The organism is Candidatus Nitrotoga sp. M5 (genome assembly GCF_927904885.1).
Taxonomy (GTDB): Bacteria; Pseudomonadota; Gammaproteobacteria; order Burkholderiales; family Gallionellaceae; genus Nitrotoga.
In genome coordinates this window covers 29,713-42,181 of record NZ_CAKMNW010000023.1, presented here as the reverse complement: position 1 = coordinate 42,181, position 12,469 = coordinate 29,713, and the positions used below count along the sequence as shown (strand labels likewise).

11 protein-coding genes are annotated in these 12,469 nt (G+C 45.8%); 1 reads left to right on the top strand and 10 read right to left on the bottom strand.

Annotation, left to right across the window (positions count from 1 at the left end; translation table 11 throughout):
- Window positions 1–56: 56 nt before the first annotated feature.
- The 4 genes from MJ770_RS06675 to MJ770_RS06660 all read right to left on the bottom strand — a co-directional run bounded on the left by MJ770_RS06675 (window position 57) and on the right by MJ770_RS06660 (window position 3,050).
- Complete coding sequence (locus MJ770_RS06675; RefSeq protein ID WP_239250833.1) at window positions 57–1,001, bottom strand: multicopper oxidase domain-containing protein; 945 nt, start codon at window positions 999–1,001, stop codon at window positions 57–59.
- A 69-nt stretch (window positions 1,002–1,070) separates the two neighbouring features.
- Entirely contained in the window at window positions 1,071–1,421 is a 351-nt protein-coding gene (locus tag MJ770_RS06670) for a c-type cytochrome (RefSeq protein ID WP_239250832.1), read from the bottom strand.
- A complete protein-coding gene (locus tag MJ770_RS06665; RefSeq protein WP_239250831.1) occupies window positions 1,411–2,091 on the bottom strand; it encodes a c-type cytochrome in 681 nt (226 codons plus the stop codon). The genes MJ770_RS06670 and MJ770_RS06665 overlap by 11 nt, the downstream gene beginning before the upstream one ends.
- 2 nt (window positions 2,092–2,093) lie before the next feature.
- Window positions 2,094–3,050 carry a multicopper oxidase domain-containing protein gene (locus MJ770_RS06660; RefSeq protein WP_239250830.1) on the bottom strand — a complete coding sequence of 319 codons (957 nt, stop codon included), beginning with the start codon at window positions 3,048–3,050 and terminating at the stop codon, window positions 2,094–2,096.
- Window positions 3,051–3,384: 334 nt separating this feature from the next.
- On the opposite strand from MJ770_RS06660, the gene MJ770_RS06655 reads away from it, so the two are divergent.
- A complete protein-coding gene (locus MJ770_RS06655) occupies window positions 3,385–3,618 on the top strand; it encodes a hypothetical protein (RefSeq protein WP_239250829.1) in 234 nt (77 codons plus the stop codon).
- A 30-nt stretch (window positions 3,619–3,648) separates the two neighbouring features.
- Here MJ770_RS06655 and MJ770_RS06650 read toward each other — a convergent pair whose 3' ends face one another.
- From MJ770_RS06650 to tkt, 6 genes are all read right to left on the bottom strand, one after another.
- Window positions 3,649–3,993: a hypothetical protein gene (locus tag MJ770_RS06650; RefSeq protein WP_239250828.1), complete on the bottom strand. Its 345-nt coding sequence runs from the start codon at window positions 3,991–3,993 to the stop codon at window positions 3,649–3,651.
- Between the two features lie 467 nt (window positions 3,994–4,460).
- Window positions 4,461–5,525 carry a class II fructose-bisphosphate aldolase gene (gene fba, locus MJ770_RS06645; RefSeq protein WP_239250827.1) on the bottom strand — a complete coding sequence of 355 codons (1,065 nt, stop codon included), beginning with the start codon at window positions 5,523–5,525 and terminating at the stop codon, window positions 4,461–4,463.
- A gap of 90 nt (window positions 5,526–5,615) precedes the next feature.
- A complete protein-coding gene (gene pyk / locus MJ770_RS06640) occupies window positions 5,616–7,052 on the bottom strand; it encodes a pyruvate kinase (RefSeq protein ID WP_239250826.1) in 1,437 nt (478 codons plus the stop codon).
- 15 nt (window positions 7,053–7,067) lie between these two features.
- Window positions 7,068–8,252, bottom strand: coding sequence for a phosphoglycerate kinase (locus MJ770_RS06635; protein WP_239250825.1), 1,185 nt, complete (start codon window positions 8,250–8,252; stop codon window positions 7,068–7,070).
- A gap of 87 nt (window positions 8,253–8,339) precedes the next feature.
- On the bottom strand, window positions 8,340–9,338 hold the full coding sequence (gene gap / locus MJ770_RS06630) for a type I glyceraldehyde-3-phosphate dehydrogenase (RefSeq protein ID WP_239250824.1): 999 nt from the start codon (window positions 9,336–9,338) through the stop codon (window positions 8,340–8,342).
- A gap of 618 nt (window positions 9,339–9,956) precedes the next feature.
- Window positions 9,957–11,972, bottom strand: a complete 2,016-nt coding sequence (gene tkt, locus MJ770_RS06625) for a transketolase (protein WP_239250823.1) — start codon at window positions 11,970–11,972, stop codon at window positions 9,957–9,959.
- Window positions 11,973–12,469: the final 497 nt, after the last annotated feature.

Genomic DNA, 12,469 nt, shown 5'->3' with positions numbered 1-12,469 from the left:
ATATCAGGAGGAGGCCAAGACCTCCTCGAAACTAGCGGGATTAGCTTTGCTAGAAATTATCTGATCAGAATTTCATCACCACGTCCTTTTGTCGGATCAGCGTCAGGCTTGTTCATTAACACTGTTATAGCACCGCGTAACGCCGCTCCCATCGCATGGTCAACTATTGCAACATTGGTCGGCCGATCAGCAGGCGAAACGATGTCTAGGGTAACGCCTGAAGCGACCGCCACGTTGTATGTTTGAATACCGTATAGCGTATTCTTCGGGTTACCGTTGATATAGACTCGATCCCAAATTCCTGCGATAGGATGCAGAGCAACCGGATTGTTGATGTTCGCATTTACAAAGAAAATACGGACACGTTCGCCTGGCTTAGACTCCAGAACCTGAGTTGCATTTGGCTCATGAACAGGATCGTAATGAAACATTTTGCCGTTGATCAGAGAACCTTTCCAATCTTTGTTTTCAAGCAAGGCAGTAATATTCTCGGTGTCCGGGAAATATTGCTGTTGAATCAGAATGTATTCACGGTCAGCTTTTGGATAGTCCTTTGTGTCTTTTGGCTCGACGATAATCACTCCGTACATTCCCTTTACAATATGCTGAACCATCGAGCTTGCGCCACAGTGATACATGAATACGCCTGGAACCTTGGCTTCAAACTTGAAATGTTTTTTTTGCCCCGGCTTAATTGAAGCGAACTCATTCAGCACGTCAACTTGAGCCGCATGAAAGTCCATTGCATGTGAATTTTTATTTCCGGCGGGATTAATCAAAGTGAAATCAATCGTGTCTCCTTCCTTTACGCGGACAGGCTTGCCCGGAATGGAGCCATCGAATGTCCAAGCTGCCATTTTGACATCACCCTTGTTATTCACAGGCAGGTCCAATTCCATCGCGGTCATCGTGACTTTAACGGTTTTTGCTAAAACTTGTTGCGCGGACATAAGGCCAGCAAGCATCATTACAGCAACAGCTGTATTTTTAATTATATTCATATCCCTCCCTATTTAAATTAAATACAAATCATCTACTTATTACCACTACTTCTGGCTACTGCCACTTATTTAGCCAAATTTGCACTTACATAACTTGCGTAGATACTGCACTAAATCATTGATTTCCTCGTCACTTAAGGTTGCACTCCAAGGCGGCATCAATATTGATTTGTTAATTGCAGTCCCACCCTCTTTAATAGCCTTGAATAATGTTTCATCCGAACGACCCGACATTGACTTTGCATCGGTATGATCACGCGGCACGACCGACATGTCCCGGGCGTTCACGCCTTTTCCTGTTCCTTCACTACCGTGGCATTGAATGCAATAGGCTTTATAGTTGTCAGCGGGCGTTTCTTTGCCTTGGGCTTGGACTGATGAAACTGCTAACAACAGCAACAAAATAAATTTACTTGGCATTTGCGGCCTCCTTACTCAGGCTCTCAAGATAACGAGCCATTTTCTGTATATTTGCATCAGATAGATTTTTGTTTGGCATCATGGATTTAGGATCCCAGGCTTGAGGCGACCTAATGAAGCTCAACATATATTGCGGCTGCAAACGCTTAGCCGCCGTATAAAGCTCTGGTCCCGACAGACCACCATATTCAGGCTCAATCAAGTGACATGCCATGCAGCCCAGAAATTTATCGAAGGCCATTTCCCCCATCTGCATTGATATCGTACCGGGCTCAACTTTTTCCTTTGCAATCAAATCATCATGCGGTTTCAACTTCATGAGTTCAGCCGCCACTGAGGTAGCATCGGCTTTGGAAAGTGCGGGATGTGTCGTGAGTGTCGACGTATCAATTTCATCACCTTTTACCCCAACCTTTATATGGTCGCCATGGAACATTCCGGCGGGACGGATTCGAGTAGGCTTTTGTAACCACGATACAAGCCATTCTTGACGGAATTTATTACCCGCGTAAAAGAGATCTGGCGCCTTTTTCTCAAAGACGGCTTTCAAAGTCTGTGCTGTCGGCCCTTTAATGTTGTGACAGGCGGCACAATCTCCCTGCAGCACACCTTCTTCAGCGACGGCTGCAGCTGAAAAACCTAGTAAAGCAACGACCAGTATTCGCTTCATATTTATCTCCTCCTTCTCCTCTGTTTGTTGACTGTGCCCATGAAAGGTGCGCTGTTAAAAAGTCCATATCCCTTTTTAAGCGAGTCACTGTAGAAAAAATTTGGATCGTACGCTTTACCGTGCCATACGTACCAGTCATCCGTTTTGATTCCTTCATATTCGAAAATGGTCACTGGCCCACCTAACGAAGCACCATTGTTTGTCATGTGCTTATCAATATGGTCGTGCATAATAAAACGACCCGGATTGTTCATCTTAACGATCACGTCATAACGCTCACCGGGCCCTACCGAAACAGTGTCCACATAATAAGGACTGGCCAGCGGATAACCGTCTTTGTGAGTGACAAGCATGTCGTGCCCATGCATATGCATTTGGTGTGTTTCATCCCCCGCGCCAATAAAACGCATTCTTAATACATCGCCTTTTTTAACCCTGATAGGCTGGGTTATTGGGAAGGATCTTCCGTTTACTGAAAAATAGTCAGAAACATCTTTAGGGCCGCCCCCTTGGCCAAATACGTTGGCATATGGAGATTGCCAAGCGCTCATCATCAGAATGGCATCCAGGGTAACTTCCTTTTCAAGTGCACTCGGGTTTTTGGGCTCAACGATAAGTGGCCCCCACATTCCGCGTATCGCGACATGCTCCCAAACGTTGACATGGCAGTGGTACCAAAGGCTTCCGGGACGATCTACATTGAATCTATAAGTATAAGATTCGCCAGGCTGGATCGCTTTTTGAGTGACGTCTGGCACGCCATCTTGTTGCCAACTACCGATCTGGTTAACTCCGTGCCAATGAACGGTATGGGGAAGAGTGCTGTTATTAGTCACATGCACCATCACATCATCTCCCTCTTTGACGTGGATGAGTGGCCCTGGCACTTGTCCGTTAAAAGCGAACACTTTATTGGAAAAACCCGGCGCAACATCTATGGTAACTTCATCAATACTCATATCGAATTCGTGCTGTGCTGCTTCGCATACAGTCGCAATTCCTGCCAATAAAAAAATTACTAAAATATTCCTGAAATAACAGCTCACAGAGGATGCTCGCAATATATTTAAGCTAATCGTCATTTTTTTTCATCCAGATATAATTTTTTATACGTTTTTATAAGATACATATTAAATGTATCTTTAATAAACCGTTTTGTCAAATGAGTTTTTGACAAACATATATTGAACAATTTGCGGTGCTAAGGCGAATGTCACTAAGTTAAGCGATATCGCAATTAGCTCTGAATTGAGTATCTAAGCGTCATACTCTGTGATTACAGAGACGCATATTATGAAAGCGACTGAGTTTAATCAGGGATGGAAGCGTTTCATCACATGGGCCGTGGTCAGTGGGATACGCTTGCGTGAACTGCTGCAAGGTAAAGTGACGAACGATGAATGTTTGCAGCTAATTGAGCAAAGCTTGGACGATTTATCATCTAGCCCGTATTGCGGCCATACAGAGCTATATCATTGGGCAATAACTGTGATTTGCGTTGAAGAAGCCAAGAAAATTGAATTTTAAGAGACGCTCTTAATTTAGTGGCATTTGGTTTTATGCCATTTCATTTATATGTTCTGTTATATCTGTATTTCTTTGCTTTTTGTGTCGTCTATCCAACTTTGAACGAAGCTCTAACAGTAGAGGCTGAGTTTGAATACGACGACAGATTTTTCGACGTTCACCCAGAGAAGCATCTGCATTTCGCTTTTCATCAAGTGGTTTAGCTAGGTTGTATTGATGTTCGGGTCGTGTAGTAGGTGGCTGAAATGCCTGCGACGGATGGGTGCGCTCAGAGACAGGCCTGACTGGTTCAATTTCAGTCAGCTTTTTTATTTCATTTTTATCTTCCGGACCGTTTAAACGCGGAGGAAGTGAATGATTTTGTACATATTGCATGATGTTTAAATATTCTGAATTTCATGCTTTTGGTAGTTCTATGTTACCAGCTTCACATGCTTTCCGATAATGCAAAAATATTTAGCGTAAGTAATCTTAATATTTTTTAAACTGACATGCACTACGGGATTGTTTAATACGAGGGTTAACAAATTTACGATAGATAAGGAGCGGCGGTTTCAAGTCCTAGTGCAACAGCCACTCCTTAACGAGCACTGGAATAACTTTATTTGCTACGTAAGCTACAGGGCAGCTGTAAAAATACAGTTTTCGTCACAATACCGTGTTATTTGCTGCGTTAAATTTTTTTACTCGCGACTTGTCTTGATTAGCAACGGGGTAAGCAGGAAAGCGGTTGCTTGCAAAATTGTATTTTTAGAGATGCCCTTCAGAGGTTTAGCTTTAATTCTGTGGATAAAAATAAAGCGGTTCGAAAACCGCTTTATTTAATTGTACTTATATTAAATTTATTTGACGATAGCCTTTAACTCACCTTTGGTATATCTATTGGCCATAGCATCTAGTGAAATTGGTTTTACTTTTGAGGCTTGACCAGCAGAACCGAAGGCTTCATAACGGGCCTTGCATATCTCTTTCATGGCTATGGTCGAATCTGCCAAAAATTTACGTGGATCGAAATTTTTTGGGTTTTGCGACAAGAAACGACGTACCGCGCCAGTAGACGCCATGCGTAGGTCAGTATCAATATTAACTTTTCGCACACCGTGTTTTATACCCTCGACTATCTCCGAAACCGGAACGCCATAGGTTTCCCCCATATCACCACCATATTGGTCAATGATCTTCAACCATTCTTGCGGTACAGAAGAAGAGCCATGCATTACCAAGTGAGTGTTGGGAATGCGGGCGTGAATCGCCTTTATACGATTAATATCCAGAGTGTCGCCGGTAGGTGGGCGTGTGAATTTGTAGGCACCATGCGAGGTACCAATGGCTATTGCCAGTGCGTCTACACCAGTCTTCCGGACAAAATCGGCGGCCTCTTCTGGATCGGTTAATAACTGCGAGTGATCAAGTTTACCTTCCGCACCTTGACCGTCTTCTTGCTCGCCCATGCCTGTTTCAAGTGAGCCCAAGCAACCTAACTCACCTTCAACGGATACGCCCACTGCGTGAGAAATATCAACAACTTTCTTGGTTACTTCAACGTTGTACTCATAAGAGGATGGAGTCTTGGCATCTTCCTTCAAAGAGCCATCCATCATTACACTGGAGAATCCGGAACGAATTGCGTTGATACATACAGCCGGCGAGGCTCCGTGATCTTGGTGCATGACTACTGGAATGTGCGGATAAGTCTCAACTGCAGCAAGAATCAGGTGGCGCAAGAAGGCTTCACCCGCGTATTTGCGGGCACCAGCTGAGCCTTGCATAATCACTGGACTGTTAGTTTCATCCGCCGCCTCCATGATTGCCTTAACCTGTTCCAAATTATTGACGTTGAATGCGGGCAGACCGTATCCATTCTCGGCTGCATGATCCAGCAGCTGGCGTAATGAAACAAGAGCCATTTTTTTCTCCTAGTAAATTTATAAATTATCAAACAAAATCAAAAAATAGAGTCTGGCAGCGTACGGGAAACTCGGCTGTTCTTAGACTACTCAAAGTTTATGGTGATCACCTACCCGGACAACTTTCATGGTATTGGTATGGCCAGCCTGACCAACGGCTTCGCCTATAGTCATCACAATCATGTCACCGTCTTGCACTAATCCCAATCTTACCAGCTCATCTTCAGCTGCACACAATTCTACCGATGGAATTTTGGAGGTAGTGTTAAACGCAATCGGATGTACTCCGCTAAACAGCGTAACTTTACTCAAGGTTGACTCAATCGGTGTTAACGCAAAAATCGGCACTCCTGCATTCACACGTGAAAGCCACAGTGGCGTTGAACCGGACTGGGTCAGCGCTACAATTGCTTTAACTGAAAAGTGAGACGCTGCATATAACGCAGACATGGCGATAGCCTGATCGATACGTGAAAATTTCGTTTGTAGACGATGGCTGCTGGATATATCTTCCACCTCACTTTCCGCGTTAACACAGATACGTGCCATGGACATGATGGTTTCAATGGGATAATCGCCCACCGCGGTTTCAGCTGACAGCATTACCGCATCGGTACCATCCAGCACTGCATTTGCCACATCCGATACTTCCGCACGAGTAGGGATCGGGTTAGTGATCATGGATTCCATCATCTGTGTAGCTGTAATAACCAACTTGTTTTTGGCACGCGCCATACGAATCATGCGTTTTTGCAAGCCCGGTACAACTGCATCCCCCACTTCCACAGAAAGGTCGCCTCGTGCCACCATAATAGCGTCGGACGCATCAATAATTTCGTCCAGTACGGGAATGGCTTCGGCACGCTCAATTTTGGCCATCAACAAACTTTTACCGCCAGCTTCATGCATCAATTTTCGCGCCAACTTCATGTCATCAGCCGAACGCGGGAAGGAAATTGCCAGATAGTCCGCTTTAATTAAGGCTGCGGTCTTAATGTCTTCCCTGTCTTTGTCGGTAAGCGCAGGGGCAGTCAAACCGCCGCCCTTGCGATTGATCCCTTTATTGTTGGATAACACACCGCCACAAACAACTTTGCATATGACTTGTGCGCCTTTAACTTCGATTACATCGAATTCCAACATGCCATCATTTAGCAACAGTACCGAACCTTTGCTGACATCCTTGGGCAATTCTTTGTAGTCTAGTCCTACGCGTTCCTGATTACCGAGGCCTGTCCATTCTGCATCCAGGATAAATGTGTCCCCTTGCTTAAGAATGATCTTGTCATTCTCAAGTTTTCCCACACGAATTTTGGGCCCTTGAAGGTCGGCAAGAATTCCTATAACACGGCCACATGCAGCCGCTGCAGCACGCACTTTTTCAACATGCGCCACGTGGTCCTTCGCAGTGCCATGCGAAAAGTTCATCCGCACCACATCCACACCTGCAAGTATCATTCGTTCCAGCACTTTCTGGTCGCTGGAAGCTGGCCCCAGAGTTGCAACAATCTTAGTTCTGCGTAACATAGTCTATCGTCTTAATTATTTCGCAGCACGTTGCTCAAGAATTTCTACCGCAGGCAATTTTTTTCCTTCGAGGAATTCCAGAAATGCACCACCGCCCGTGGAAATATAGCTTACTTGATCACTGATATTATATTTGGCAATCGCTGCCAGCGTATCTCCACCACCAGCTATAGAAAATGCGGAACTTTCCGCAATCGCCATGCCTAGAACTTTGGTGCCAGCGCCAAACTGGTCAAATTCAAATACACCTACCGGGCCATTCCACACGATGGTTGAGGCTTTTTTCAGATGGGCGGCATAAGTCAGGGCAGTTTCAGGACCTATATCGAAAATCATATCGTCATCGGTAATATCAGCCACTTTTTTAACTACGGCAGGCTCATTGGTGTCAAATTTTTTGCCTACTACCACATCGGTAGGTACCGGAATCGATCCGCCCTTGTCCTTGGCGGCTTGTATTAAACGCTGGGCTTCAACTACAAGATCGGGTTCATAAAGAGATTTACCGACGTTATATCCAGCCGCTTTAATGAAGGTATTGGCAATGCCGCCACCGACAATCAATTGATCCACGATGTGGGACAGCGATTCCAATACGGTCAATTTGGATGAAACCTTTGAGCCACCGACGATAGCTATCAGCGGGTGCGCCGGATTTTTCAATGCTTTGCCTAAGGCATCAAGCTCTGCTGCCAGCAGTGGTCCGGCGCATGCCACAGGCGCATACTTAGCTACACCGTGGGTGGAAGCCTGCGCTCGATGCGCGGTACCGAATGCATCCATCGCAAAGATGTCGCATAGCTTAGCCATTTTTTGGGACAATTCGTCGTTGTTTTTGCCTTCACCTTTATTGAAGCGCACGTTCTCAAATAATACGACTTCGCCATCGGCAACGGTGAAATCGCCGTCTAGCCAATCCTTAATTACCTTGACCTCTTTACCTAATAAATCAGACAAACTTTTGGCTATAGGCTTTAGGGAGTCGGCTTCGGAATATATGCCTTCTTCAGGACGACCGAGGTGGGACATTAGCATTACTTTGGCACCTGCCTTCACGGCGTGCTGAATGGTAGGCATGCTTGCCCTGATGCGGGTATCGTCGGTTATGCGACCGTCATCAGCTTGAGGAACATTTAAATCTTCGCGGATCAGGACACGTTTGCCCTTGAGATCCAAATCAGTCATTTTGATTACGGACAATTCTTTCTCCAATTAATCGATCGTGGTAAAGCGCAAGAGAACATGCATGCAAGGTACGGGCACTTCTTTCTCACCTTGCGTGCATTTTTATTTAGCCATGACGCGAACCATCTCCAGAACCTTGCTGGAGTAGCCCCATTCGTTATCGTACCAAGAGACAACCTTGACGAAGGTGCCATCCAGAGACATGCCAGCCTCAGCGTCGAAAACAGAAGTGCAGCTCTCGCCTCGGAAATCAGTAGAGACCACTTTTGCGCCAGTATAGCCAAGTATGTCCTTCATTGAGCCCTCGGACGCAGTCTTCATGGCATCGCAGATTTCCTCATAAGTCGCAGCCTTGTCCAACTCCACAGTGAGATCAACCACAGACACGTCAGAGGTAGGTACGCGGAATGCCATGCCGGTGAGTTTTTTATTCAGTTCAGGAATAACAACGCCAACGGCCTTTGCCGCACCAGTCGAAGACGGAATGATGTTTTCAAGAATGCCGCGACCACCACGCCAATCCTTGTTAGAAGGACTATCCACGGTCTTCTGGGTAGCGGTGGCTGCATGAATAGTGGTCATTAATCCGCGCTTGATACCCCAAGTGTCGTTTAGCACCTTGGCAACCGGGGCGAGGCAATTTGTAGTGCAAGAAGCGTTGGAGATGATAGTTTGGTTAGTGTAAGTCTTGTCATTTACACCGTAAACAAACATAGGCGTGTCATCCTTGGATGGCGCTGACATGATGACTTTTTTGGCACCAGCAGCGATGTGCTTTTCAGCGGTTTCTTTAGTGAGAAAAAGACCGGTAGATTCGACGATTATTTCAGCACCAACTTCATCCCACTTTAGTTCAGCAGGATCTTTGATGGCAGTCAAGCGTATTCTTTTGCCGTCGACGACCAAAGTATTACCATCAATGGCGACAGTGCCGTCAAAGCGGCCATGCACGGAGTCGTAGCTCAACATATAAGCTAAGTAGTCTGGTTCAAGCAGGTCATTAATACCTACGATTTCGATGTCCTTGAAATTTTTTACCGCTGCGCGGAACACCATACGGCCAATTCTACCAAACCCATTGATACCAACTTTGATTGTCATGTTTCTCTCCTGATTTTATAACTAAAATTGTAACTGCTCAGACAAATTATGATTACGATAATAAATAAAACATTTAAACTATTCAGGATTTTTCAACGGTGCCCCACCGCAAATAACCAAACAACAGAATAACCATGAGTGTGATGCTAGTCCTACCACTGCGTCGCTAAGTATTCACTTCGGTGGAAGCGAACATTATGTGAGTCTCGTTTATTGCATTAGCTACTACAATCGAAACACTGAAGCCAACTTGATATGATCTTTCGATGATCATCGTGTCAAGATGCATGATGGTCACTGTCTGCGTTCTCAAAATTGCACAAATATCGTTGTGCTAGCTCTACTATCAAAATTACTCTGTGGGCATACTCTATGCAGCACTCACTTGATCTGCGAAATTGATATTCAAAGCTGCAACGCACTTTCTGACGCATACACACTTAAAAATTGACCTATTGTGACTGGCCAAATTCCTTGCTGCCTATCCCACAAAATATTTAGTGAGATTAAATCGAACTCTGCGCAAGGAAATGGTAGTTTACCAATATTTTAACCATCGTTTTTCAGGGGCAACCCGTTGAGCAAAGCTCATAGGGCGGTCGAATCGCCACCTGAAATTCAGATAACGCTTTTCACAGCTTTCACCACATTCTCTATGGTAAAGCCGAAGTGTTTAAACAATTCGCCTGCCGGGGCAGATTCACCAAAAGTATCTATGCCAATTACTGCACCGTCCAAACCAACATACTTATACCAAAAATCCGTCACACCAGCTTCGACAGCTACGCGCTTGCAGCCTTTGGGCAAGACGCTTTCCTTGTACGACTGATCTTGGCGATCAAATACGTTGGTGGAAGGCATAGAAACTACCCGTACATTAATACCGTCTTTAGCCAAAGCCGCTTGTGCATCCATTGCCAGCCCCACCTCGGAACCCGTCGCGATAATGAGCGCTTGAGGTGTCCCGTTGGCGGCTTCCGACAACACATAGCCACCCTTGCGAATGTTGACGATTTGAGCCTCATCACGCTTTTGGAATGCCAAGTTTTGGCGACTGAATATAAGGCTGCTCGGACCAGTTTTGCGTTCAACCGCTGCAACCCATGACACGGCAGATTCAACGGTATCACAAGGACGCCAAACGTCCATATTCGGAATATAGCGAAGCGTAGAGACTTGCTCCACTGGCTGGTGTGTTGGACCATCCTCACCCAAACCGATAGAGTCATGTGTATACACGAAAATGACGCGTTGTTTCATCAGTGCAGCCATGCGCAGTGCATTGCGCGCATACTCAGAGAACATCAGGAAAGTGCCACCAAATGGGATCAACCCGCCATGCAAAGCCACGCCATTCATAATGGCTGACATGCCGAATTCACGTACTCCGTAACTGATATAGTTACCTGTTGATTTACCATGAACGTGCTTGGCACCCGCCCAGTTGGTCAAGTTAGAACCAGTCAGATCCGCCGAACCGCCAAGAAATTCTGGTAGCGCCGGCACCAAACCGTTAATCGCATTCTGTGAGGCCTTGCGCGAGGCAATAGTTTCCGCCTTTTCATTAGTCTTGGCGATCAAGTTTGCAGCGTGTTGTGCCCAGTCTGCTGGCAAATCACCCTTCATACGTCGCTCAAATTCAGCCGCCTCTTGGGGAAAGTCCTTACGGTACTCTGCAAATTTGCAGTCCCACAACTTTTCTTGACCTTCTCCCTTAGTACGTGCATTCCACGCTTGGTAAACATGCGCTGGAATTTCGAACGGCGGGTATTTCCAGCCTATGTGTTCACGTGTAGCCGCGATTTCCGCATCACCCAATGCAGCACCATGCACTTCATGCGTATCAGCTTTGTTCGGGGAACCCGCTCCGATAATGGTTTTGCAGCATATCAGCGTGGGCTTATCGGTAACTGCTTTGGCAGTCTTGATAGCGTCATTGACTGCTTCAGGATCATGGCCTTCTACATTGGCGATCACATGCCAACCATAAGACTCGAAGCGTTTGGCAGTATCGTCGGTAAACCAGGCTTCAACATGCCCGTCAATGGAAATGCCGTTGTCGTCCCAGAAGGCGATCAACTTGCCTAATCCCCAAGTACCGGCCAGTGCGCAAGACTCATGCGAAATACCTTCCATCATGCAGCCATCACCTAGGAAAACATAAGTATGGTGGTTAACAATTTCATGACCGGGCCGATTAAATTCATTAGCCAGCATTTTTTCTGCCAGAGCAAAGCCGACCGCATTGGTAATGCCTTGACCTAGCGGGCCCGTAGTGGTTTCAACACCAGCAGTATAGCCATACTCAGGGTGACCTGGAGTCTGAGAATGCAGCTGACGGAAACGCTTCAACTCATCAATCGGCAAGTCGTAACCAGTTAAATGAAGTAAGGCATAAATCAGCATCGAGCCATGTCCGTTGGAAAACACGAAACGGTCACGGTCGGCCCATTGAGGGTTGGCTGGATTGTGACGCATATGGTGAATCCACAGCGCTTCGGCAATTTCTGCCATGCCCATAGGCGCGCCAGGATGGCCAGAGTTTGCTTTCTGAACTGCATCCATTGCCAAAGCGCGGATCGCTCCAGTTGTATCATTAAATTTGGGGGGGTGTACTTTACGCGCCGCAGCCATCTTTCACTAACCTCCTGAACATCTTTATAATAAGAATAGATAAATAATTTTTGCAGCAGGTTTCTGCAACAAACATTAGGTGATTATGCCGCACTGCCCTTCTTTGGGCAACAAGAGAAAACAGTTATCAATAATTAATCCAAGATGTTGTAATTAACCAGGCTGCAGAAAAATCCTGTTCCGGACGAAAAAAGGTGCTGTAACTTATTGATTTTTCATAAAGCGATTTTCACAATTTTGTGTTTTTCTACAGCCCGAGCGTTCTTTTTCAGGTATTTTTTATTCCAACGAGTCCTTCGTTCTTCATTTACACGGTATTCAGTCCGAGTAACCGTTTATTTGGCCGCCCGCATTTGCCGAAGCGCGTTTAATACTCAAGAACAATGATTATTTATTACCCAGATATAAACGAAATCCATCTCCCGCCTGGCAAAAGCTACTCATCTGCAGGATCAACAAGGCCGGAAATGCCTACCTGCTCCTTAATTTGGACAATG

Bases quoted from the DNA above. Each gene is read 5' to 3' on its own strand.
- gap (WP_239250824.1), bottom strand. From the start codon at position 9,338: ATGACAATCAAAGTTGGTATCAATGGGTTTGGTAGAATTGGCCGTATG.
- pyk (WP_239250826.1), bottom strand. From the start codon at position 7,052: ATGTTACGCAGAACTAAGATTGTTGCAACTCTGGGGCCAGCTTCCAGC.
- MJ770_RS06675 (WP_239250833.1), bottom strand. From the start codon at position 1,001: ATGAATATAATTAAAAATACAGCTGTTGCTGTAATGATGCTTGCTGGC.
- MJ770_RS06670 (WP_239250832.1), bottom strand. From the start codon at position 1,421: ATGCCAAGTAAATTTATTTTGTTGCTGTTGTTAGCAGTTTCATCAGTC.
- fba (WP_239250827.1), bottom strand. From the start codon at position 5,525: ATGGCTCTTGTTTCATTACGCCAGCTGCTGGATCATGCAGCCGAGAAT.
- tkt (WP_239250823.1), bottom strand. From the start codon at position 11,972: ATGGCTGCGGCGCGTAAAGTACACCCCCCCAAATTTAATGATACAACT.
- MJ770_RS06655 (WP_239250829.1), top strand. From the start codon at position 3,385: ATGAAAGCGACTGAGTTTAATCAGGGATGGAAGCGTTTCATCACATGG.
- MJ770_RS06660 (WP_239250830.1), bottom strand. From the start codon at position 3,050: ATGAGTATTGATGAAGTTACCATAGATGTTGCGCCGGGTTTTTCCAAT.
- MJ770_RS06665 (WP_239250831.1), bottom strand. From the start codon at position 2,091: ATGAAGCGAATACTGGTCGTTGCTTTACTAGGTTTTTCAGCTGCAGCC.
- MJ770_RS06650 (WP_239250828.1), bottom strand. From the start codon at position 3,993: ATGCAATATGTACAAAATCATTCACTTCCTCCGCGTTTAAACGGTCCG.